Consider the following 23,150-nt stretch of genomic DNA (forward strand, 5'->3'; position numbering starts at 1 on the left):
GGTCGTGGGCGCGCGCCGCCCGACGTTACCGCCGCCGGTTCAGGAGGGCCTGGACACGAGCGGCGCTCCCACGGCGAACGTGTTGTCACAGGCTTCACGGACGGTGTCGTCATGCGTGGCGATCACCACCGCACACCGCATGGAGCGTGTCGCCGCCCAACCGTTCCGCGGGGACCTCTCACACGAGGCGTGGCGGTCCTTCTCCGGGCGGCCACCGACACCTCGGCCGGCTCGGGCTCCTGGCGCGGTCCCACCGGGCACACCGGCGGGGGATCACCGGTGGGTGACACAGTGCCCCGAGGCCAGAAGGCCTCGGGGCACTGTGCTGTGTCGGTCTCCGCGGTACGGAGGGCCTCTAGACGGACGAGGCGGAGCTCATGTCCCGCTCCACCTTCGCCGCGCCCCGGGGGCGTACGGCCCACGAGGCGGCGTAGAGGACCACGGCGAAGGCCGCGCTCACCGCGACGAGCAGCAGCCAGAACTGCCGTTCCGGGGCGCCGTCGTCCGTGGACAGCCAGGCGGCCAGCGCGTTGGCGCAGGCGCCGCCCAGGGCCATGGCGGTGCCGATGAAGCCGAAGGCCATGCCGCGCCGGTGGGCGGGGACCGTGTTGGCCATCTCGCTGTCGATCCGGGGATCGATCAGCACTTCCGCGGCGGAGAACAGCAGCACGGAGGCCACCAGGCCGCCCACGGATCCCAGCGAGGCGGCGGCGAAGCTGGTCGTCATGATCAGCAGGGCGCCGCAGATGACCAGCGCGGAGCTGCTGATCTTGCTGGTGTACTGGTTCAGCGGGACCTGGAGCAGCACCACGGCGATCGCGTTGACGGTGAACAGGACACCGACGAGCGACGCGCTCTGCACACTGCCGGTGTAGACCGGCAGCGCGTATTCGAGCTGGATGTAGCAGAACCCGAAGGCGAAACCGCACGCGAGCACCCAGGCGAGGTTCCGGCGGTTCACGGCAGTGACCGGGCCGTCGGCGTCGGCAGCGGCCTTCGAGTCCGCGCCGGTGGGCTCCTCGGCGTCCACGAGGGGCCGCAGCCGCAGGAAGACGGCCGCGAGCACCATGTAGATGACGCTGGTGACGACGAAGCCGATGCGGGGGTCGGCGACCAGCAGCAGGAGGCTGCCGGCCAGCGGGCCGACGGCGCAGCCCACGTTGTTCGCGGTACTGCGCAGGGCGAAGACCGTCCGCAGCTGGTCCCCCGTCCCCAGCAGCCGTACCAGCGCCGCCTTCGACGCCGGTACGTAGATCGCACCGCCCAGGCCCAGGAGGGCGCACGCGGTCACGACCTGGACGGGCCCGGAGACGGACAGGAGCACCAGGTACGACACCGCCCGGACCAGGAGTCCGCCGGACATGGCGCGGACGGGGCCCACCCGGTCGGCGATCCAGCCGCCCAGCATGGAAAGGCCCTGCTGGGACCAGAACTTGACCGTGATGGCCATGGCGACCACGACGGGGCTGAGGTTCTGCTCCCGCGTCAGGTAGACGGCGAGGAACGGGATCACGATGTTGCTGCCGAACGCGACCGCGAAGTTGCCGAACAGCAGCAGGAGTACGCCGGGTGTGCGCCGGGCGAGGCGCAGCGTCTCGATCACGACGCGGAGTCCGGTCCGCCGCGGCCCTGGATGACGGTGTTCCGCTCGAACCACGTCAGGGCGTCGGACAGGGCGGTCTCGACCTCCGCGCGCGAGCCGCCGGTGGCGAGCACGGAGCCGATCTTCTCCACGCTCAGCTTGGCCGGTTCGAGCTCGGCACCCGGTTCGGCGTACGTGCGGTACTCGGTGATGCCGGGCACCGGGCACTCCCCGGGGATCCGCACGAGGGTGCCGGGGCGGGGCGGGAACAGCGAGAGGCCGGCGATCCGCAGCGGTGCGGCCGGAACGTCGAGCGGCTCGTGTCCGCTGAGGTTGCGGACGTACACCTCGGGCAGGAAGACGCCGAAGCCCAGCTTGAGTACGTCCTCGATCATCCCGCCGCCCATGCGGCTGGCGACCTCGTTGAACACCATACGTCCGTCCTCGGTGAGGAAGACCTCGGCGTGGAACATGGAGGTGTCCGGCGTCGGCAGCGCGGCCAGCGCCCGGCGCGTGAGTTCCTGCGCGGGGGCGAGCAGGGGGTCGTCCGGGTCCATCAGGCAGCTGTGCAGCGCGTTGCCCTGCTTGATGTCCAGGCACGTGCTGTCGCCCTGGGTCGAGGCCCAGATGAGCTTGATCTCCCCGTCGAGGACGATGCCGTCGACGTGCAGCAGTTCGTGCTCGATGTACTGCTCGGCGATGAGCTGGGCACCGTCGTCGGTGCCGAGGTCGCGGTGGGCGGCGAGCAGGGAGTCGATGTCCTGCTCGTCCCGGAGGACGTGCACGTCCATGGAACCGCCGCCGCGCCGCGGCTTGACGACGACCGGGTACCCGTTCCCCTCGACGAAGCCGAGCAGGTCGGCGAGGTTGGACACGGGCGCGTAGCGGGCGAGCGGGACGCCGGCCTCGGAGAGTATGCGCTTCATGTCGAGCTTGTCGCGGAAGGCGGTCGCGCTGGCGACGTCCTGCCCCGGCACGCCGAAGATCTCCCGCAGACGCGCGGCGCGCAGGATGTCGAACTCCGACAGCGCGAGAACGCGGTCGAAACCCCACTTCCGGTGCATGGCGAGGGCCTGGCTCTCCACCAGGGGGTTGAAGTGGAAGTCGTCGAAGAACTCCACGTGGGCGTACCCGGCGAGTTGGGCGGTGCGCTCCCGCGGGTCGGTCGAGACGGCCGCCGTGTCGGTCAGCAGGACCGCCTCGTCGTCGGCGCCGATCCAGTCGGGGAAGCGGAGTCCCGAGGTGAGCGGAGTCCGGTTGAGAACCAGGTACCTCATCGGGCCTCCCCGGCCGTCAACGCGCGGCACGGTGCCCCGGCTATGTCCCGTCCCCGGGTCGGCCGCTGCGGTCGGCTGTGATTCCTCGTGTGCGGGAGCAGAATTCTCACAGGTTCGTTTCTCTCAAGTGGGATGAGGCTGGTGCGAGGGGTGTCCTGCGTTCGGCCTTTCACGCGTTCGCATCGCCTACGGGCAGGAAGGTGAGCGCCCATCGAAGCGCGGCGCGCCGCGGCGTACCCGCCTCCGCGCCGCCGAAGCCGGTCCGGTGGAACGCCGGACCGCCCGCGGCCCTTCACAGGGCGGCACCACGATCGACGACGTTGTCGGTGACAGCCTCGTCATTTAACCCGATCGGCGGGTGGTCCGCGCGGGTGACCCGCTAGAGCAGCGTGCGGAGATGGCCGACCTGCCGGCCGCCGCCCCGGATCTCCGGACGGATCAGCTTCTCCACTGCCTCCTTGGCGGATTCCGGCACCGTCAGGTGGCCGCGGGTGATGAACGCGTCCAGGGCAACCGGCATGGACGCGCGGCTCGCGCCGTCGTCGACCTTCACCGCCACGGCCCCGGCTCCCGGCGCGGCCAGCAGGTGCAGGCCCTCGGCCCCGAACTTGACCAGCAGGCCGGGGACGGCCCGCATCGCCCGCGCGTCCGTCTGGTCGGTGCCTTCGACGAGGTGGGGGTGGGCGCGCATGGCGTCGGCCACCGCACGTTCCTCGGTGCCCTCGGAGGCCTCCACGAGGCGGGACATCGCGAGCGCCAGGCCGGTCAGGCCCACCGCGAGGACCGGCACACCGCAGCCGTCGACGCCGGTCGCCGCGACCGTCTCGCCGGTCAGCTCCTCGATCACCGACGTGGCGAGCTTCTGCAGCGGGTGGCCGGGCTCCATGTAGGTGGCGGTGTCCCAGCCGTTGGCGACGCACGTCGCGAGCATCGCCGCGTGCTTGCCCGAGCAGGTCATGTACACGCGCCGGGCCTCGCCGCCGGCCGCGACGATCGCACGGGCGGCGGCCGGGTCCATGGGGAAGTCCGGCGGGCACCGCAGGGCGTCGCCGTCCAGGCCCGCGTCGGCCAGGATCCTCTCGACCCGCTCCACGTGCGCCGGCTCGCCCCGGTGGCTGGCCGCCGCGACGGCCAGCTCGGCGTCCCCGGCGGGCTTCCAGCCGGCGCGCAGCATCGCGACGGCGAGCACCGGCTTGATGGCCGAGCGGGGGAAGACCGGGGAGACCGCGTCGCCGACCCGGGCGATCAGGGTGCCCGCGGAGTCGGTCACCGCGACGGAGCCGCGGTGGAAGCTCTCCGTGAAGCCGGAGCGGACGACCTCGGCTATGGGGTCACCGCCACGGTAGACGGCGGCGTCGGCAGGGGCGGAACTCATGGCGGGGGCTCCTTTGGGGGAAGGTGTGTTGACGGTGCCGGGAGGCGGCAGGTGGCTGTACGGCAGGTTCCGCTCGTCGACGGTCAGGACCGGTCCCGTACCGAACCGCACGAGGACCCCGTGCGCGTGGCGTTCCAGTGAGACGTCGAGGGAGGCGACGCAGGCCCCGGCGTGCGCGCAGCCGCCACCGGACCGGTCGACGTGCACGCTCCGGAGCCCGGCGTTGCCGGCGCCGATGACGTCGGCTTCGTACTCGTCACCGATGTGCACGACGGCTTCCGCTCCGGCGAGCGCCGCGAGCCCGCGGGAGAAGGCCTCCTTCGCGGGCTTGCGGTGCGTGCCGTCACCGCAGTACGTGATGTGCGAGAAGTACGTCGCCAGACCGAGGTGCCGGACGATGTCCTCGCGCAGCGCCGTGAACGAGTTGGAGACGGCCACGCACCTGAGGCCGAGCGCCGTCACGGTGTCGAGGAACCGCACGGCGTCGGGGAACAGGCGCACGGACGCGAGCACGGCGCCGCGGCGCCGCGCGACGAGCTCGTCCAGCTCGGACGCGGACAGGGTCCGGCGGTGGCACGCCTCGTGGAACCGCCGGATCCTCTCGCGTTCGTACTGTTCCACCGGGAGGAGGCCTCGGTCCAGGTCGCGATCGGCCCGCGCGGAGACCTCGTACCACCGCGGCAGATCCGACCCGTGCGCACCGATCGCTTCGAGCGCCCGCGGCGAACTCACGGAGTAGTCGATGAGGGTCTCGTCCAGATCGAGGGACAGAGCGTCACATCGCATATGCGTCACCGCACCCACCACGACAAAGGAACCTTTCACCCGGCGGACGGCGACGGCGGTGCACGGGCGGTTCACGTCATCGCGAACCGCCCGTGCTCCCGCGTCGATCGGCGGGGAGCAAAAACGGCAGTTACCGGACCTGGAAGCGCAGCGTCTCGTTGACCTGCCGCTGCTTCTCGATGATGCCGGCGCGGGAGGCCGCGGTGAAGATCACGTGACCGTGGGCCTGCCAGACCCGCGGCGGGACGTCGATCAGGTCGCCGATCCGGCTGTAGATCATGACCTCGGAGACGGTCTCGTCGGCCTCGAGGGTGTCGATGCCGTCGACGGCCGCGAGCTCGCCGGGCTTCTCGCCGAAGTGCAGCGAGAAGCCGACGTGGCGGGCGTTCGCGTCGTTGACCAAGACGTCGGCCTTCTCGCCGAGCGACACCTTGGTGAGGACCTCGACCATGTCGATGCCGGTCGACAGCAGCACGCTCTGGTAGACCGGGCCGCCACCCAGCCGCGCGCCGGTCTCCAGGATGTAGGGCTCGCCGTCGGGCGAGACCCGGAACTCGGTGTGGGTGGCGCCCTGGGTGATGCCGAGGCCCTGGTGTGCCAGCGCGGTGAACTCCTTGACCTTCTCCAGCGTCTCGCCCGTCAGCACGGTCGGGGTCGCGTAGAAGGTCTCCTCGAAGAAGGGGCCGTCCATCGGGGTGGGCTTGTCGTGCACGGCGACGACCGTCGTCTCGCCGTCCTGCACGTAGCTCTCGACGCTGATCTCGTTGCCGACGAGGAACTCCTCGAGGAGGATCCCCTCGGAGTAACGGGACTTGAGGAAGAACAGCGGGTCGTAGTCGAAGCCGGCCCACGCGCCCTTCTGGATCTCCCCGAAGTGCTCGGCGAGCTCCTCCGGGGTGTCGACCCGGCGGACGAACATGCTGCCGCCACCGATGATCGGCTTCATGACGAGCGGGTACTTGATCGTCTCCGCGGCCTTCTGCGCCTCCTCGACCGAGGACGCGAGCGCGAAACGCGGCTGCGAGACGCCCACCGTCTCGAAGGCCTCGCGCATGGTCAGCTTGTCGCGGCTCTTCGCGGCCGTTTCGGGGGAGATGTACGGAAGGCCGAGGGCCTCGGCGACGGCGGCGGCGGCGGGCACGCTGTGCTCGACGAACGCGATCACACCGGCGATGGGCTCGGACTCCTCCTTCGCGATCTCCATGCACCGGGCGACGGTGGCCTCGAGGTCGCCGGTGGGCGCGGAGTAGACCGCGTCGACGTACTCGTGCTCCCAGCTGGGCTCCTCCACGACGACGATCGCCCGGTGCCCCAGCGCGTGGGCGGTCTCCGCGGCCTTGGCAAGGTGCTTGCGGCGGCTCGCGTTGCGGGTGTGCAGGATCATCAGGGTCATTTCAGTGCGCCTTTCGAATTGCAATTGCCATGTCCGGCGAGACCTCGTCGACCGACGTGTCGAGCACGAGGACGGCCGGGCCTCGCCGGGAGAAGAAGGACGCGATCTCCGACGCGTCGCGGTCCGGGTCGTCGCAGGCCATCACCGGCAGGCCGATCGCCGCGCAGATGGTGGGCCAGTCGATCCGGTGGAAGTCACGGCTGACGGCGGCGGCGCCGTGACGGTGGATGGCGTGCTGGTCGATCAGATTGAGCCGGCCGTTGTCGAGCACGGTGATCTTCACGTTGAGCCCGAGGCGGACGATGGTCTCCAACTCACCGATGGACATGGTGAGTCCGCCGTCCCCGACCAGGGACCACACCGTCGCGTCGGGGCGGGCGACGGCCGCGCCGACGGACGCGGGAATCGCGTAGCCGAGGCTTCCGGTCCCGCGCGGGGTGATGAGTCTCTGCGGTGGTGCGAGGCGCAGCAGCGCGCCGAACCAGCCGCTCGCGACGCTGGCCTCACCGACGCAGACGTCCCGGTCGGAAAGCTCCGCGTTGACCGTCGCCACGAGGGACGCGGTGCCGGACTTGGACCAGTCGCCGGCGGTGGCCGACGGACGGGGGCCGCGGTAGGACCACTCCCCCAGCTCGTCGGAGAGCAGCTTGAGGCCGCCGGCGACGTCCTCGCGCAGCAGGCACCCGCTCGCCGGATCGGCGGCGTCGATCTGCGGATCGTTGTCGATCCGGACGAGGAACTGGCCGGGTGACGGCCACGCGTACTGGTTCGTCGACTTGTCGCCCAGCTTGGAGCCCGCGTAGAGCACGACCTCGCAGCCGCTGATGTACTCGTTCGCGGGCGTGTCGCCCTTCGACCCGACCACCCGGGGAAGGTCGGTGCCGACCTCGGAGAGGACGCCTTTGCCGTTGAGCGTGGTGAACACCGGGATGCCGAACCGGTCGACGAACTCCCGGAGCGCCTCGGCGGCGCCCGCCGCGTGGCAGCCGCCGCCCGCGATCAGGGCGACGCTCGCGCCTCGCCCGACCGCCTCGGCGGCCCTGGCGGCCGGGTGTTCCCCGCCCGCCTCGGCGGCCGTGCCCGCGGGTTCCGGGGCGGCGGACGCGGCGGTGAGCTCGTCGAGCAGCTTCGGGTCCGCCTCGGCCTCCAGGACGTCGGGGGCGATCTCGACGACGACCGGGCCGCGGCGGGGCCGCTCCGCGAGGGCGAGCGCGGCGTCGACGACACCCAGCGCGCCCCGCTGCTCACGGACGACGTAGACGTGCTTGGCGACGCTGTCGAAGAGCCGCGCGTGCTCGACCTGTCCCGTCGCCCACGGCCGCGGGGTGCTCTTGCTCGGCCCCGAGGTGATCAGCACCAGCGGCGTGCCGCTGTTGTACGCCTCCAGGAGGGCGGGGGTGGCGTAGGGAGAACCGATCCCGCCCGGGGCGTCGCAGACCGCGACGCCCCCGCTGACCCGGGCGTACGCCTCGGCCGCGTAGGCCGCTCCCCGGGGGCACCTGCCCACGACGTGGGTGAGCGAGTCGTTCCGCTGGAAGGCCGCGTACAGGGAGAGCGAGGTCTCCCCGGGGTATCCGAAGACATGGGTGACGCCCCGCTGCGACAGTCTGCGGGCTATCTCGTCCGCAACCGTGGTCATGAGGCGACGGCCAGGATGTTCGTCGGCGTGGGCAGCATGGGTCGCTCCGCGCCGGTAAGGATGATGAGCAGGTCGCTGTCCTCCTTGAGCGCGCCTTCCTGCGCCATGCGCATCGCGCCCGCGAGGCAGGCGGCGGCCGCGTAACAGGCGTCGAAGCCCAGGGACTTCAGCAGACCCTTGACCATGTACATGTCGTGCGTCCGCGCGGCCACCAGGGCGCCGCCCGTGTTGAGCGCCATCGCACGCATGTAGGGGTAGGTGTTCGTCGGGTCGCCCCGCTGGATGGCGTGGGCCAGTCCGTCGGGGTTGTCGACGATGTCCTCCTCCGCGATCACGGCGCGGCCCGCGTTCCACGCGCTGACCATGGGGGCGCAGCTGTCCTCCTGCACGCCGACGAACGCCGGGAGGCTCTCCAGGAGGCCGAGGCGGTGCATCTCCACGGCGCCCTTGTATCCGCCGAGCAGGCCCATGCCGCTGCTGATGGCCTGGAAGACGTGTGTCGGAGCCGACGGCATCTGCTGGTAGGCCTCGATGTAGGACATCTTGAGGCCCTCGCGGCGGGCGTAGTTGAAGAAGCCGCCCTCCCAGAAGTAGCCGTTGTCCTCGGCGAACTTCTGGGCGATCGCGCCCGCGCCGACGAAGGTGCCGGCGACGGCGTGCGTGGCGATCTGGGGGTGGTCCGCGTAGTTCAGACGGTACGCGAACTGCTCGCCCACGAAGATGTGGAGCTTGAAGCCCCGGACGAGGCTCATCGAGTTCGCGTAGGCCATGGAGCTGTTACCCGTGGAGGCCATGACGAACTCGCGCACGCCGAGGCCCTTGAACCGGCTCAGGGAGGCCGACGCGATGCGGTCCTTGGTCGATCGCGTGGGGTTGCGCGACTCGTCCTTGATGTACACCGAGCGGACGCCCAGCAGCCGGGCGAGCGCGGGCACGTCGGTGCACGGGGTGTTGCCCTCCCCCAGCCAGGTGAGGTGTTCCTCGTCGGCCACGGGCAGGACGTCCTTGTAGCGCCGCAGCGGGCTGGGGTTCGAGTCGAACGGTCCGATCTCCACCCGGTCGAGCGGGTACAGGACCTCGATCGCGCCGCTGCAGGAGGGACACCGGTGCGTCCTGTCGTCCGTCTCCTTCTCGCAGCCGAGACAGAGGAACACGGGACGGTCGGCCGGCGTGTGGTTCGCGTACAGCTTCTGGTAGTCAAACATCAGGATCCCCCGGAATCCTTGTCTTCTCTCGGACGCGTGCTGACGGCCATTCCGGCCTTCACTCCGATCGCGTGGCCGTTTCGGAGTTCCGTGCCCTCGACAAGGATGTTGTAGTGGTTCGGCATGTGGGTTTCGTCGAAGCCGCTGATGGTTCCGAGCGTGCGCCCCTCGCTTATCAGGGCGTCGCCGACCGCGAGTACGCCCGACGTCTCGAACGTGGCGAAGCCGTAGTACTCGACGTGGTCGACCGGGTACCGGGGGCTGGGGCCCACGTTGACGAACTCGTGCACCTCACCCGCACGAATGCACCGCGTCTGCCATTTCGACGGCTCGATGGCCCGGTCGTGCCGGGTGTGGTCCATGACCGCGACCCAACGCAGCCGGAACGATTCTCTGCTGGTAAACATTAGTCCCCGCTTCTCGGAAAGTTCTGTCGGGAAAATTCCGTGACTGAGCGCCGTCAGCGCGGATCCACCGCACGCGGCAGGTCCCAGGCCGAGGGCCCCCGGTGGAAACGCGCACCGAAACGGCTGGAGCCCCGCACCCGCCGGTACAGCGAGATCGGAACGAACACCGCGACGAACACCGCGGATGCTGCAAAACGCATGGAGACCATTCCTTGTCAGTCGAGCGGGATCTCGTCGCGCCAGTCGACGGATTCGGCGAACGGAGGCTGGTCGTCCTTGTGCAGCACGTGGCTGCCCAGGACGAGCACGTCCATTCCGGTGCGCATGAAGCAGCGATAGGCGTCCTCGGGGGTGTGCACGATGGGTTCACCACGCACGTTGAACGACGTGTTCACCAGGACCGGGCAGCCGGTCGCCGCCTTGAAGGCGCGCAGGAGCCGGGCGTACGGGGCGTTGTCGCGCTCGGTGACGGTCTGCACCCGCGCCGAGAGGTCCACGTGCGTGATGGCGGGCAGTTCCGAACGGGCCTCGTTGATGCTGCCCAGGCCGCGGCTCGGCCCGCCGGGGTTCAGCGAGGCCTCGGTCTTGATCCGGTCGGCGACCTCGGCGACCACCAGCATGTACGGGCTGTCGCCGACCAGGCCGAAGTAGTCCTTGGCGTCCTCGGCCAGCACGGCCGGCGCGAACGGCCGGAACGACTCGCGGAACTTGATCTTGAGGTTCATGCGCTTCTGCATGGACTGGTCGCGCGGGTCGCCGATGATCGACCGTGCGCCCAGGGCGCGGGGGCCGTACTCCATGCGCCCCTGGAAGAAGCCCACCACGGCGCCGTCGGCCAGGTGGCCGGCCACCTCGTCGTACAGCTTGTCCTGCGAGAACGTGGTGAAGACGTAGCCGTTCTCGTCGAGGAACTTCTCGATCTCGCCGTCGGAGAAGCTCGGCCCGAGCAGCGCGCCCGACATGCCGTCCCCGCCGTCGGCCAGGTGCGGCCGGCCGTGCGCCGGGACCGCGTGGTCGAGCGCGGCGCCCAGCGCGCAGCCCGCGTCGCCGGCCGCCGGCTGGATCCACAGCTCGTCGACGATGCCGGAACGGCTGAGCACACCGTTGGCGACACAGTTCAGGGCGACGCCGCCGGCCATGACGAGCGAGCGCTCGCCGGTCTGCTCGACCGCGGCCCGCGCCAGGCCCAGCACGATCTCCTCGGTGACCACCTGTACCGAGGCCGCCAGGTCGCAGTGGCGCTGCTCGAGTTCGCTCTCCGCGTCCCGGATCGGCGCGCCGAACAGCTCCTCGAAGGCGCGGCCCACCATGCGGCTGCCCTGGTGGAACTCGAAGTACTTCATGTTCAGCGTGTACGAACCGTCGGGCCGGATGTTCACCAGCTCCCGGCGGATGATGTCGGCGTACCGCGGCTCCCCGTAGGGCGCCAGGCCCATCAGCTTGTACTCGCCGGAGTCGACCTTGAAGCCGCAGTAGTAGGTGAACGCCGAGTACAGCATCCCCACCGAGTGCGGATACGAGACCGAGTTGACCAGTTCCAGGGAGTTGCCGCGCCCGTGCCAGATCGTGGTGGTCTGCCACTCGCCCACACCGTCGATCGTGAGCACGGCCGCGTTCTCGAACGGCGAGGGGAAGAACGCCGACGCGGCGTGCGAGCGGTGATGCTGCGAGGCGACGGCCCGCGGCGCCGTGCCGCGCCCCATCACCATGAGTTCGGCGTCCACGCGCTTCAGGACGTCGCGCTTCCAGCGCAGCCATTCCGGGAGTACGGCCGAGAACGGCCGCAGCCCGCGCGGGCCGGCGCTGGCGAACGAGGACAGCACACGCCCGTACTTCAGACGCGGGTCCTCGTAGTAGACGACGGCGTCGAGCTCTTCCAGGGTGATACCGGCGTGGTCCAGGCAGTACGCGATGACGTCCGTCGGAAACGCGGAATCGTGCCGGACCCTGCTGAAGCGCTCCTGCTGCGCGGCGGCCACCACCACGCCGTCGCGGACCAGCGCGGCCGCGCTGTCGTGATAGTAGGCCGAAATTCCCAGCGTGTACGTGGACATCAGGACACCCCCACCGGTGCGTGGTGGAACAGCGACCCGCCGTGCGATCGAGGTTTCCACGGAGTTGTAAGGAATCGGTCGCCGATCCGGTCGGCGATGGTGGACGACGGCAGCGGGGCCAGCGACTCGTAGCCGATGCGCACCCGCTCCCATTCGGCGGCGGCCTCCGCCGGGGTCGACAGCTTCGACACCGTGCGCATGTGGGTGTCGATGGCGTCGGCGGCCCAGGCCGAGTGGCCGGTGGACACGTTGTCGATCGTGTTGTGCAGATCGACGAAGTGCGTGGAGAAGCCGTAGTGCTTGAGGAAGCGCCGCGCGGTGCGGTAACTGCCGCCGACGCCGGAGAGTTCCATCGCCAGGTTCATGCCGAGGATCTCCGGCATGAAGGTGTGCGGCAGCTTGCCCAGGCAGAGCCAGTAGACCGGCCGCTCCAGCGACTCCTCGCGGAACCGGGTGTCGTAGGCGAACTCCCGGCTGCCGGTCGGCGCGAGCTCGATGCCCATCTCGCGCAGCACATCACGGTAGATCTTGGGATGGTTGATGTCGATGTCGCCGTTGCCCAGCTCGTCCCAGTACGTCTCGAACAGCGGGAAGCCGAACCGGGAGGTGGCGAGCCCCGCGTCGGTGAACCCCTGCAGCCACGATCCGTCGATCAGCGTCAGCGGCGCCAGCTGCAGGGTCTCGTCGACCACCTGCTCACGGCTGGGCATGTCGCCGGACCTGCCGGTCTCGAACTCGTCACCGTGCTTGTCGTGCATGTCCAGCAGCCAGGGACGCAGTCCGGTGGGCGCCCACTGCTCGGGCAGCGACCGGTCCGTGCGGCCCAGCGACCGCTTCGCCCTGCCCAGCCAGCGCTTCACATACCGGACGGCGAAGTCACGGGTGGCCGGGGCCAGCACGCGCCCCTGAAGCACGAAGTAGGCCTCACGGATGTCGGCCGGCACCACGCCGTCCTCGTCCGTCCTGTCGAGGACATCGGGCGCCGGCGCGCTCGGTACCCGAGCGACCGGCGGCAGCGCGGGCTCGGGATCGGGATCGGGATCGGGGTCGGCCAGGGAGTCGATCCACTTCGAGATCACTTCGACGTCGGCGGCCGAGAAGACCCGGAACATCGGACCCTTCGGCCCGATCAGGCCGTTGACCAGCGAGCTGCGCTCGGCATTGCCGGGCTTGACCATGCGGGTCGCGGCCAGCTCCTTCAGCAGCGGCCCCGGGTCGGACTTCGCACGCTCCAGCAGTTCGGAGAGCGTGTCTCCGCCGCCCATCCGGAAGTTCTGGTGGTAGACGGCTCCTTCCCGGGCACGCTCCCGGATGAGCTGTTCCATCGCACGTCGAGGGTGCAGCGCGACCCGGGCCTCGTCGAGCAGCAGTGCGTTCCACGACCGCAGGGCGTCGAGCATCCAGGCGGCACCGAGCTCGACCTGGCGGCGCGCGGCCTCACCGGTCGCGCGGAACTTCCCGGCCACGTCACGCGAGACGTCCAGTGGCGCCGAGATGCCGGTGGCCCCGGTGGACCGCGCCAGATCCAGGCGCGCCCACTCGGCCGCCGTGCCCTCGCTCGCCCGGAGCGCCTCCCAGCAGGGGAGCATGCCGACGGAGCGCATCACCACGTCGATGCCGGCGATCAGCGGCGCGAACTCGTCGCTGCGCCGGCTGATCGCGAACAAGGTCGCGGGCAGCGCGAACATGTGGTCCCGGATCGGCCGCTCAGCGGCCAGTTCGTCGGCGTCCACGGCCAGTTCGGGACGGCCGGACTGCGCCGCGAGGACCTTGAACGCGTCGTAGCGCGACGAGCGCGGGCCGCCGACGCCGATGTCGTCGGCGAACAGGGCCAGGATCCGGAGGTGGACCTCGTCCTCGAAGACCCCGGGTGCGCTCATGCCCTGCAACCAGGCCCCGAGCGTCGAGGCGAGCGGCCCGGACTGGCGGAGAAGCGCGTGCGCCAGGGTCTCGGACGCCTCGGTCCGGTCGGCGAGGTCCGTCAGTTCGCGGTAGGCGCTCCGCTGTTCGTCCGACCAGGCGGAGACCTCGTCGAGCGTGACGGACAGGTTCGGAGGTTCGGTCCCGAGATCAACAGACGCGACCTCGGCCATGAGTGTCTGGATCGCGGTGGTGCCCAGAAATATCTCTGGGTCGGCACACCGGCGGTACTTCTCACGCCACATGGGGAATGCTCTCTTGCTGTGGTCGGCCACCCTAGAACATCGGGTAAATGGAAGCGTCGGGCTTCTTGGACCGCTTCTTCCGGCGGAATATCCGGTCGATCAGGGATTTGATGAACGACATGCGGGGCTCCAGGTTAGATGTTTTCCAGAATCTTGCCGGCGACGAAGTCATGGCCGTGGTCGGTCAGATGGATCCGGTCGATGAACAGCCACTGGTCCGGCTTGGCGGAATCGGCCATGACGGGACTGAAGTTGACGAAGTCGATACCCATCTCCTTCGCGCCCTGCTCCAGCATCGCCGCGTACTCGATATTCACGTCGCGGCTCAGAATGTCGCCATACATCGCAGCGAAACCGCCGTGCTGCTCCAGCTCGTCGAAGATGAGCTCCTCCTCCCTGCTGCCCTTGTCGCGCACCCAGCCCGACAGCGGCTGGAGGATGTAGGTGATCTTCGCGTCCCAGGTGGACGCCAGCGCCTTCCACCCGCTCAGGTGGCGCAGCGTGAGGTCGGCGGCGTAGGCGATCTGCTCGTCGATGCTCGGCACGGCCGGTGCGGGCGCTTCCTTCTCCCTGCGCAGCAGGCTGCGCACGGAGGACTTCGCCTTCGCTCTCTCGTGCTGCGCGAAGATGTCCTGGTACGTGGTGTACTGGAAGAACGTGCCGTGATCTTCTTCCCGCATCTGCGGCATGCGCGCCAGGCTCAGGTTGTTGAACCCGGAGAACAGCACGATCTCGTCCACCTTGGGCAACAGGTGACGGTAGAGCGTGAGCAGGAGGAGCTCCTGCGTCGAGTTGAAGCTGCGGCCGCCGAAGTTGAGCCAGGTCCCGCCCCGGTCGTCGTGCGCGTTCAGCCGCGAGGGAAGCGTCCAGGCGTCGGAGCTGGCACCGATACCGAAGACGGTGGAGCTGCCGGCCAGAAGCCGTACCGACTCGGCGTCCCCCTGGTCGGCCACCGAATAGCTGCGGTCGCCGTCCGTGGCGTACCGAAAACCGATCGAGTCGGTGTTCACCACGTCGGAACGATGCGATTGCGGGTGGAAGAAGAGAAGATGCGGGAGCCAGCGGATCTCGCCCTTGCTCGTGAACTTCTCCTCATAGCCCGCAAGGTATGGCGCCAGTTCGTTCCTGATTTTCACAGATAGCTCCTCAGGCAGTACGCCCGGACCTTCGTCGAGAACATCATTCGCTCTCGATCTCGATCTTGATGGACTTCACAAGCTCGTCGAACGTCTCGACGAGTCCGTCAGCACTGTCGGCAGTAAAGATCACATGTCCGTGCGACTGCCAGACGCGCGGCGGAACATCGACAGCGTCGCCCACCTTCCGGTAGAGGGAGAGCTCATGCACGTGGGGTTTGAGACCGGCTTCTTCCACCCCACGGATTTCGCTGATCCGCCCGGCCTTCTCCGCGAAGAACAGGTAGAAACCGGCCGGAGTGGGTTCGGGCTTGGGACGGAGATCGGGTTTCCGGCCGGAAGCCACGTCCAGCACCGCTGCGACCATGTCCACTCCGGTGCTCAGCAGAACCGACTGGTAGATCGGTCCGCCGCCGAGGCGTGCCGCCGTCTCCAGGATCTTCGGTGTGCCGTCGCTCTGAACGCGGAATTCGGTGTGAACGGCGCCCGACTCGATGCCGACAGCCCGGTGCGAGGCGGCGGTGAGCTCGACGATACGGTTCTGCACCTCCACCGGCAGCCGGCTGGGCGTCGCGTAGTGGACATCGACGAAGTAGGGGCCCTCCATGGGAAGGGGCTTGTCATGGATGGCCACCACGTGGGCCTGTCCGTCCACGACGATCGACTCGACGCTGACCTCCGCGCCCGGCAGGTACTCCTCCAGCAGGACCGCCGAGCCGTACTTCTCCACCATCCACGCGTAGAGCGGGTTGTGCGCGATCCCGGACCAGGCACCACGCTGGATCACCGGGAAGTGCTCGGTGAGTTCTCCGACGTCGTCCACCCGACGGAAGTACCCGCTGTCGTTGTCGATGAGCGGCTTCAGTACCAGCGGGAAGCCGATGCGCGCCGCCTGAGCCTCCGCCTCGTCGACCGTCCGAGCCAGACCGTAGGCCGGTTGCGGAACGTTTCCGGAGTCGAACGCCTCTCGCATCGCGTACTTGTCGCGCACCGTGCGCGCCACATGCTCACTTACGAACGGCAGTCCCAGAGCGGAAGCCACCGCGGCCGCGGCCGGCACGCTGTGCCCGACGAACGCCGCGACGGCCCGGACGGGTTCCGGCTCGGAGGCCTCGAGCTCACGCACCGCGGCCACCGTGGCCCCGACATCCGAAGTATCCACCGACACAACGACATCGGCGAACTCTTTTTCCCAGGTCGGGTCCTTCACGACAAGCAGAAGCCGGTCCCCGTTCTTCTTCGCGTATTCCGCGGCTCGTGCCAGGTGTCCGCGACGGCTGGCGTTGGACTTGTGGAGTACGAGAATGCTCATTCTCTACGTTCTTTCCGGGCACGACGAAGAAGAGCGGACGCTCATCCCTGTTGCGAACCGAGCAGTTTCGATCGACTCGGACGGCATGAATCAAGACACGGCGGAGCAGGCGCCTACTCATGGGTGCTCGCAGTGAGCGACGACCCCGCGCATGACGGTGGCCGGACCGTTCGGTCCCTCCGCCGCGTCGGCCCCCGCTCGCCGGGCGCTCGGCATCCGACTCCGGCGACAGGCCGAACAGGCCGAACAGGCGTGGAACGCCCGCCACTTGACCTCGGTGGCGCCTTTCGCCCGCGTCCGCCATGCGGCACCGGCGCCGCTGAGGCGCACCCGAGTGACGGCCACCGCACGCGTGGCCCGCTGCGTTCAGCTGGTGCCGCTGAAGAACTTCACGCCGCCGTACACCGACTCGGATCCCAGCTCTTCTTCGATCCGGATCAATTGGTTGTACTTGGCCGTCCGGTCGGCCCGCGACAGGGAGCCGGTCTTGATCTGACCGCAGTTGAGCGCGACCGCCAGATCGGCGATGGTCGTGTCCTCGGTCTCACCCGAGCGGTGCGACATCACCACGGAGTAGCCCGCACGGAAGGCCGTGTTCGCGGTGTCCAGCATTTCGGTCAAGGTGCCGATCTGATTCACCTTGACAAGGATCGAGTTCGCGATTCCTCGGTCGATCCCGTCCTGGAGCAGGCGGACATTGGTGCAGAAGACGTCGTCACCGACCAGCTGGCACGTGGATCCGATGGCGTCGGTGAGGTATTTCCAGCCCTCGAAGTCGTCCTGGGCCATACCGTCCTCGATCGACACGATCGGGAACCGGGAGGCCAGGTCGGCCAGGTAATCAGCGTGTTCGGTCACCGACCGGACACGGTTCTCGCCCGCGTAATGGTAGGCGCCGTCGCGGTAGAACTCGGAGGAGGCGGGGTCCAGCAGCAGCGCTACGTCGCTGCCCGGCCGGAAACCGCTCTTGTCGATGGCCTTGACAATGAACTCGAGGGCCTCGTCCGCGGTGGCCAGATTGGGCGCGAAACCGCCCTCATCGCCGACATTGGTGTTGTGTCCGGCCTCGCGGAGAAGGTCACGCAGGGTGTGGAAGACTTCCGAACCGATACGGACGGCCTCTGCCATTGAGTCCGCACCCACCGGCGCGATCATGAATTCCTGGAAATCAAGCGCGTTGTCGGCGTGAGCGCCGCCGTTGATGATGTTGATCATCGGAGTCGGCAGGACGTGCGCGAAAGTACCGCCCACATACCGGTACAAGGGCATCTCGTGCGACGAAGCGGCGGCCTTCGCGACCGCCAGCGACACACCCAGCGTCGCATTGGCGCCGAGCCGGCCCTTGTTCTCCGTCCCATCCAGTTCGATCATGCGCCGGTCGACAGTGGACTGCGCTTCCGCCGGCAGCCCCTTCACCGCCTGCGAGATCTCGTCGTTCACCGCGGCCACCGCGCGCCTGACGCCCTTGCCACGGAAGCGGTCCGGGTCGGCGTCACGGAGTTCGACCGCTTCCCGGGTGCCTGTCGACGCACCGGACGGTACCGCGGCCCTGCCCGTGGAACCGTCGGCCAGGCGCACGTCCACCTCGACAGTCGGGTTTCCACGGCTGTCGACGATTTCGCGTGCGAACACGTCGGTGATCTCAGACATTCCACTCCTACGCTGTGTCCCACATGTGGATGAGTCGTCGCACGGCACCGCTGCCGCAGCACACCAGTAGGCACTCCACGCTGAGCTGTACCTGACTGCTGCACACAGAACCCGCGACGGATTCCGTCGGCCATGCTGTCTGCGCTGCGGACGCAGAAAACGCCATCCCTCGTCGGACCCACTTACCACACGGGTTCGATGGACTCGGGGGCCGCAGAAATCCGACCGGATCGATGCGTTCAGGATTCCGGCGAATCGCGAACGGGATCCGGTCCGGACAGCTTTCGGTACCTACACGCGCTCACAGTCGAGCCAGACAGTCAAGGACCGAATGCGACCTTCCACATTGAAGGTTTTTTGGTCCTACCCCCGTGCAACGGCACTAAGTTGCCGTGCAGGCTCAATCTAACCACACGCCCCTGGCCGAAGTCAGGGCCTGAAGCGAATGAGTCCGGTTCAGGCACCTTGTTCGTGACGTAACGTCATGTCCCTTTCCGGCGCAGATAAGAAGCGCAGGTACATCACCGCTGATCAGGTAGCTGCCGAGACGACTCGGGTGAACCGGCCGGGTCCTGCGGCGGCTTGGTCGCCGATGCCGCGCTCCGCCAGGATCCAGCCATCCTCCCGCGGGTGCGGGTCGTCGACGGACATGGCTGATTGACGACGGGTCAGGTGCCGCACGTCCGCCTCGAAGGACGCGTTCAGCGGCGGCACGAGGTGAACGCGGGCGCTGTTTCCGGAACGGACGGGCACCGCGACCGCACAGCCCGGCCCTTAGACTGAGCGTGATGACCGCCCGGCAGGCCGTGATCACGCTCCCGGCGTGATCGGCCGGCGCGCAACGGCCGGGCCGTCGCTGCCGCAGTTTCCGCGGCGCCGTGCAAGACGGACGGGCACGACGACGGAGTCACGGACGGGGACAGGACACCACCGGACGGCTGCCGCACGGGCCCGCTCAACGAGGAAACCGAGCACGCCGTCCGGACCAGACGTCGTGCCGTGTCACATGGAGCCCATGCCTCGGGCGTGGGGTGAGGGGGAGGTCTACTCCGTGCACAGCATCATCGTGGTGCCGCCCGGCTGCGACGGGCCCGCGGGCCAGCTCAGGATCGCCCCGGGGCAGAGCCTCACCTTCGGGCGGGCGGCGGACAACGACCTCGTCATCGAGCACTCCGGTGTGTCACGGACGGCAGGGACGATCACCGCACACCACTCGTTCTGGATCCTGAGCAACGACAGCACCAGCCAGACGTACGTCGTGGAGAACCCGGAAGGAGCCGGTGAGCACGTCAAGGTCGTCCCCGGCCGCCAGGACGCTCCGGTCCCGTTCGAGTTCGCCCGGGTGGTCCTGCCGGCCGCCGGTGACCTGCTCGGCTTCGAAGTCTGGGCACCGAGCCACAGTTACCGGCACCGCGCTCTCAGCCCCGGCCAGGCCACGGCCCCGGCGTTCGCCCTGGACCGCACCAAGCGGTACTTCGCCGTGCTGACCGCCCTGTGCGAGCCCCGGCTGCGGGGCGCCCCGCACGCCCCGCTGCCCGCGGTCGACGAACTGGTCGAGCGGCTGCGCCCCACCTGGCCCGCTGCCAACCGGTCCTCCGTCTACTGGAACGTGGACTACCTCGCCGTCAAGCTCCGTCTCCGTCCCGAACCGGAAACCGCCGAGGCGGGCCGGCGCCTCAACGGCAAGAAGGAGTCCCTGGTCTCCCTCGCGCTCCGCTTCGACCTGGTCCGCGAGGACGATCTGATCGTCCTCGAAGCGCCCGCCGGCAGCGAGGTGACCTTGTGACGGGGCAGGAGCGGGCGTCACACGTCGTCCCCGTGCCGAAGGGGTACCGGGTCGGCCGCTGGGAGGTACGGCGACCGATCGCGTCCGGCGCGTTCTCCACGGTGTACGCGGCCCGCGCTGCCACGCCCGCCGACGGGCTTCCGTCCCGGGCGGCGCTGAAGTTCCTCGCGACCGGCACCCGCACGCCGCGTCAGGTGCGGCACCTGCGTGACCTGGCCGAGAGGGAGGTCCAGCTCCTCAGCCGCCTGCACGCGCCCCGCCTGATCCGCATGTACGAGACGCTCACCGTCGACGACCCGGACCACCCGGAGCTCGACGGCGCCACCGTTCTCGTACTGGAACAGGCGGCGGACTCCCTGGACGCCGTCCTGGACCGCACCCCGCGCCCCGCGCTCGGCCCCCTCGTCCTCGCCGAGGTGTGCGCGGGCCTGCACCAGCTGCACCACGCGGGCTGGGTGCACGGCGACCTCAAGCCGGCCAACGTCCTGCTGATGAAGGACGGCACGGCCCGCCTCGCCGACTTCAGCACCTCCGCGGAACTCGACGGCACCCACGCCTACTCGCCGGCCTTCGCCACCCGCGACTACACCCCGCCGGAACTCCTCCGGCCCGAGACCAGCGCCCGCGGCACGCTGATCCGGCCCACCGCCGACATCTGGGCCTTCGGCGTCCTCGCCCATCTCGTGCTCACCGGCACTCACCCCCTGCCCGGCTCCACCCCCGAAGCCCGCTGCGACGCCGCCGCCCGCTACGCCCAGGGCATGGAGGAGCTGCGCCTCTCGCCCGACCTGCCCGAGTCCTGGCGGCACATCATCTCCGACTGCCTGTCCCGCACCCACGCGGAGCGGGCCGCCGCGCACGACACGGAGGCCCTCCTGACACGGGTGGAGCGGGCCGTGGGCGGGGCAGGCCCGGTACGCCGGCCACGCCGCCGCGCGGGCTTCCGGCGCCGCCACCCCGTGCTGGCCACGGTTCTCGCGAGTACCCTCCTGGCGACAGCGTGCGCGACGGCCGCCGGGTACGCGTACGTGAACCACGAGGACGGGACGCCGGTGTACGCGGCGCTGCCCGCGGCCTCGAAGGCCCCGGTCGGCCCGGACGGGAAGATCTCCTACGGCTACCACCGCTGCCCCGAGAACTCCGTCTGCTTCTTCAGCGAACACAACGGCAACGGCGAGATGTGCAGCTGGCGCGGCGACGACAGCGACTGGCTGTCGGGCGAGGAGACCTGCGCGTGGGCCGGAAACCAGCCGGTCCGGTCCGTCTACAACAACAGCGCCGCGGAGCGGGGCCGGGAGGGCCTGGCCTACTTCCGCGGCCCGGACTTCAGCCCCGCCGGCATCGACCGCCGCCGCCCCGTCCAGCGCACCGGCTGCACCTCCATCAACAGCATGGGCAACCTCTCCGGCACCTACGCCCCACGATCCCACCGTCTGGTCTCCGACTGCTTCACCTTCACCGCGATCATCGACACCCTCACCCACTGGTGAGCGGGCGGCCACCTGAAACATTCGAGGTTCCCGGCGGCGTCCTCCCGGAGCAGGCTCGCACCGGCACCCCACCGGGGAGTGCCGGCCCGAAGCCAAGGGGCCCCGGGGCGGTTCGCCGTTCCGCACGGGACAGGTGGTGCGCCCACGTCCGGTCCCCCCTTGGGCGCGTGGCCGTTGAGCACCAAGGATCGACCCGAACGGGAGGAACACCGTGCGCAAGGCCACGCTCTCCCTCGTGACAGTCGTCTCGATGGCGCTGCTGCTCCCGCAGCAGATCGCCTCGGCATCGACGACCTCCGAGGTCCCGGACCAGCCGCTCGCCACAGGCGAGGTGCAGGCGATAGGTCCCGGTCTCTACCTCTCCGAGAACGACACCTACCAGATCCACGAGAACGACGTGGACGGCGGACTCATGGGCCGCTCCCACACGGTGGCCGGGCAGCCCCAGGGGCTGGCCCTTGCCCAGGAGGCCCCCTCCGACCGTTCCGACCTCGGCGTGTTCGGACCCGGCTGGGAAGCCGAGTTCGTGGGCGGTCAGCTCAACCGTTCCCTCATCCAGGACTCCGGCCGGATCACCACCAAGGACCTGGACAGCGGCGAGACCACGCGGTACGACCTCACCAGCTCCTTCGACCGCCCCGACGGCGGCAGCGTCAACGGTTACACCGCCGCCGACGGCTCCACCCTGGTCGAAACCGTCCTGTGGGACGACCTGGCGGGTCGCATGAAGACCACCGTCGTGGAAACCCCCAACATCGATCTGGCCACCACCGCCGCCGATGACGACTCCTTCACCGACGAGCAGGGCAACGCCGTTCCGGCGTCCGACCTGAAGCTCGGATACACCTGGAGCAGGCTCTCCGTCAGCGGCGACGCCTGGCGCGTCACCGCCCTGGGCACCAAGGCGTACGGCGACACCACCGTGTCCTACGACGGCGTCGGCCGTGTCTCCACCGTGGCGGAGACCGCCACGGCCGAGGAGCCGGCCCGGACCGTCCGTGTCACGTACGCCGACACCAGCACCGCCTCCGGCGCCGCCCTCGGCGACATCGCCGGGCAGGTCAAGGACATCACCGTCACCGCCGGCTCCACCGTGCAGACCCTGGCCCGCTACCACTACGACGCCTCCGGCCTGCTGAAGCAGGTCGGCAACCCCGCCGCGGGAAGCGAGCTCAACAGCTACGCCTACGACGAGAGCGGCCGTCTGGCCACGGTGACCACCGACGGGGGACTGCAGTGGGAGCTGTCCTTCGCCGGGGACGCGGCCGCCCCCCAGGCGCTGGAGACCACCGGCAGCCCCGAGCCCGGATCCGCGGTCGAGGACGGCCCCGACCAGGGCACCGAGCCCGTCGGGTCCGGGATCGACGGCGCGACCGCCTATCCCAGCAAGTGCTGGGCCGCCAACCACTGGATGCGGTATCAGAAGAGCGGCTGCACCACGAAGGTCGCGCACTACGGCTGGCGCTGGCCCAGCTGGAAGACGACTCCCAGCGGCCGGCAGGTCAGGGGCATCTACAAGGACCACTGCACCAAGAGCCCCGACAAGCCCTCCGGCTGGAACTTCCGCCCCGCGTGCGACATGCACGACTACGGCTACGGCGTGATCGGCAACTCGTACACCAGCCACAGCCACTACCTCGACACCTCGAAGAAGAGCTCCGTGGACACGGTCTTCTACAACACCCTCAAGGACGACGTGTGTAGCGCCTACAGGGCCAAGGCGGCGTGCCGCAGCACCGCCTACACCTACTACCAGGCGGTCAAGTTGGAGGGCAACCCCAAGAACGGCGCGAAGGCCACGTAACAACGGCTTCCCCGCCCGCTCTTGACGGACAAGGGGGTCGGGCAGCACCTCGCTGCCCGGCCCTTCCGCGTCCCCGCCCGGCCCTTTCG

17 protein-coding genes and 1 pseudogene are annotated in these 23,150 nt (G+C 69.4%); 3 read left to right on the plus strand and 15 right to left on the minus strand.

Annotated elements, in window-relative coordinates:
• Positions 1 to 355: 355 nt before the first annotated feature.
• The 15 genes and pseudogenes from ABD347_RS01735 to ABD347_RS01800 all read right to left on the minus strand — a co-directional run bounded on the left by ABD347_RS01735 (position 356) and on the right by ABD347_RS01800 (position 18,695).
• A complete protein-coding gene (locus ABD347_RS01735) occupies positions 356 to 1,603 on the minus strand; it encodes an MFS transporter (RefSeq protein WP_344355518.1) in 1,248 nt (415 codons plus the stop codon).
• Entirely contained in the window at positions 1,600 to 2,859 is a 1,260-nt protein-coding gene (locus ABD347_RS01740; RefSeq protein ID WP_344355521.1) for an ATP-grasp domain-containing protein, read from the minus strand. Before ABD347_RS01740 ends, ABD347_RS01735 begins: the two co-directional genes overlap by 4 nt.
• A gap of 379 nt (positions 2,860 to 3,238) precedes the next feature.
• Positions 3,239 to 4,234: an asparaginase gene (locus ABD347_RS30595; protein ID WP_425575566.1), complete on the minus strand. Its 996-nt coding sequence runs from the start codon at positions 4,232 to 4,234 to the stop codon at positions 3,239 to 3,241.
• 207 nt (positions 4,235 to 4,441) lie between these two features.
• A pseudogene (locus ABD347_RS30600) lies at positions 4,442 to 5,020 on the minus strand (HAD family hydrolase); the annotation flags it as partial.
• Between the two features lie 130 nt (positions 5,021 to 5,150).
• Positions 5,151 to 6,413: an ATP-grasp domain-containing protein gene (locus ABD347_RS01750; protein WP_344355526.1), complete on the minus strand. Its 1,263-nt coding sequence runs from the start codon at positions 6,411 to 6,413 to the stop codon at positions 5,151 to 5,153.
• Position 6,414: 1 nt separating this feature from the next.
• Entirely contained in the window at positions 6,415 to 8,052 is a 1,638-nt protein-coding gene (locus tag ABD347_RS01755; protein ID WP_344355529.1) for a thiamine pyrophosphate-binding protein, read from the minus strand.
• On the minus strand, positions 8,049 to 9,257 hold the full coding sequence (locus ABD347_RS01760; protein ID WP_344355530.1) for a threonine synthase: 1,209 nt from the start codon (positions 9,255 to 9,257) through the stop codon (positions 8,049 to 8,051). The genes ABD347_RS01755 and ABD347_RS01760 overlap by 4 nt, the downstream gene beginning before the upstream one ends.
• Positions 9,257 to 9,664: a DUF6917 domain-containing protein gene (locus tag ABD347_RS01765; RefSeq protein WP_344355532.1), complete on the minus strand. Its 408-nt coding sequence runs from the start codon at positions 9,662 to 9,664 to the stop codon at positions 9,257 to 9,259. The genes ABD347_RS01760 and ABD347_RS01765 overlap by 1 nt, the downstream gene beginning before the upstream one ends.
• Before the next feature lie 53 nt (positions 9,665 to 9,717).
• Positions 9,718 to 9,864, minus strand: coding sequence for a hypothetical protein (locus ABD347_RS01770; RefSeq protein WP_344355534.1), 147 nt, complete (start codon positions 9,862 to 9,864; stop codon positions 9,718 to 9,720).
• 15 nt (positions 9,865 to 9,879) lie between these two features.
• On the minus strand, positions 9,880 to 11,718 hold the full coding sequence (locus ABD347_RS01775; protein ID WP_344355536.1) for a carbamoyltransferase family protein: 1,839 nt from the start codon (positions 11,716 to 11,718) through the stop codon (positions 9,880 to 9,882).
• Positions 11,718 to 13,883 (minus strand): iron-containing redox enzyme family protein, encoded by a 2,166-nt coding sequence (locus tag ABD347_RS01780; protein ID WP_344355538.1) that lies wholly within the window; start codon positions 13,881 to 13,883, stop codon positions 11,718 to 11,720. The genes ABD347_RS01775 and ABD347_RS01780 overlap by 1 nt, the downstream gene beginning before the upstream one ends.
• Positions 13,884 to 14,017: 134 nt before the next feature.
• A complete protein-coding gene (locus ABD347_RS01785; protein ID WP_344355541.1) occupies positions 14,018 to 15,019 on the minus strand; it encodes an SGNH/GDSL hydrolase family protein in 1,002 nt (333 codons plus the stop codon).
• A gap of 43 nt (positions 15,020 to 15,062) precedes the next feature.
• On the minus strand, positions 15,063 to 16,331 hold the full coding sequence (locus ABD347_RS01790; protein WP_344355543.1) for an ATP-grasp domain-containing protein: 1,269 nt from the start codon (positions 16,329 to 16,331) through the stop codon (positions 15,063 to 15,065).
• Positions 16,332 to 16,697: 366 nt separating this feature from the next.
• On the minus strand, positions 16,698 to 17,981 hold the full coding sequence (eno, locus tag ABD347_RS01795) for a phosphopyruvate hydratase (RefSeq protein ID WP_344355546.1): 1,284 nt from the start codon (positions 17,979 to 17,981) through the stop codon (positions 16,698 to 16,700).
• Positions 17,982 to 18,512: 531 nt separating this feature from the next.
• A complete protein-coding gene (locus tag ABD347_RS01800) occupies positions 18,513 to 18,695 on the minus strand; it encodes a hypothetical protein (RefSeq protein WP_344355547.1) in 183 nt (60 codons plus the stop codon).
• 337 nt (positions 18,696 to 19,032) lie between these two features.
• Here ABD347_RS01800 and ABD347_RS01805 point away from each other — a divergent pair, with 337 nt between their 5' ends.
• The 3 genes from ABD347_RS01805 to ABD347_RS01815 all read left to right on the plus strand — a co-directional run bounded on the left by ABD347_RS01805 (position 19,033) and on the right by ABD347_RS01815 (position 23,061).
• A complete protein-coding gene (locus tag ABD347_RS01805) occupies positions 19,033 to 19,767 on the plus strand; it encodes an FHA domain-containing protein (RefSeq protein WP_344355549.1) in 735 nt (244 codons plus the stop codon).
• Positions 19,764 to 21,257 (plus strand): protein kinase domain-containing protein, encoded by a 1,494-nt coding sequence (locus ABD347_RS01810; protein WP_344355551.1) that lies wholly within the window; start codon positions 19,764 to 19,766, stop codon positions 21,255 to 21,257. The genes ABD347_RS01805 and ABD347_RS01810 overlap by 4 nt, the downstream gene beginning before the upstream one ends.
• 211 nt (positions 21,258 to 21,468) lie before the next feature.
• Positions 21,469 to 23,061, plus strand: a complete 1,593-nt coding sequence (locus ABD347_RS01815) for a phospholipase A2 (RefSeq protein ID WP_344355554.1) — start codon at positions 21,469 to 21,471, stop codon at positions 23,059 to 23,061.
• Positions 23,062 to 23,150 lie beyond the last annotated feature (89 nt).

This window comes from Streptomyces gobitricini, assembly GCF_039532985.1.
Classification (GTDB): Bacteria; Actinomycetota; Actinomycetes; order Streptomycetales; family Streptomycetaceae; genus Streptomyces; species Streptomyces gobitricini.

Coding starts and splice junctions, on each gene's coding strand:
- ABD347_RS01740 (WP_344355521.1), bottom strand. CDS start 2,859: ATGAGGTACCTGGTTCTCAACCGGACTCCGCTCACCTCGGGACTCCGC.
- ABD347_RS30595 (WP_425575566.1), bottom strand. CDS start 4,234: ATGAGTTCCGCCCCTGCCGACGCCGCCGTCTACCGTGGCGGTGACCCC.
- ABD347_RS01750 (WP_344355526.1), bottom strand. CDS start 6,413: ATGACCCTGATGATCCTGCACACCCGCAACGCGAGCCGCCGCAAGCAC.
- ABD347_RS01755 (WP_344355529.1), bottom strand. CDS start 8,052: ATGACCACGGTTGCGGACGAGATAGCCCGCAGACTGTCGCAGCGGGGC.
- ABD347_RS01760 (WP_344355530.1), bottom strand. CDS start 9,257: ATGTTTGACTACCAGAAGCTGTACGCGAACCACACGCCGGCCGACCGT.
- ABD347_RS01765 (WP_344355532.1), bottom strand. CDS start 9,664: ATGTTTACCAGCAGAGAATCGTTCCGGCTGCGTTGGGTCGCGGTCATG.
- ABD347_RS01770 (WP_344355534.1), bottom strand. CDS start 9,864: ATGCGTTTTGCAGCATCCGCGGTGTTCGTCGCGGTGTTCGTTCCGATC.
- ABD347_RS01775 (WP_344355536.1), bottom strand. CDS start 11,718: ATGTCCACGTACACGCTGGGAATTTCGGCCTACTATCACGACAGCGCG.
- ABD347_RS01780 (WP_344355538.1), bottom strand. CDS start 13,883: ATGTGGCGTGAGAAGTACCGCCGGTGTGCCGACCCAGAGATATTTCTG.
- ABD347_RS01790 (WP_344355543.1), bottom strand. CDS start 16,331: ATGAGCATTCTCGTACTCCACAAGTCCAACGCCAGCCGTCGCGGACAC.
- eno (WP_344355546.1), bottom strand. CDS start 17,981: ATGTCTGAGATCACCGACGTGTTCGCACGCGAAATCGTCGACAGCCGT.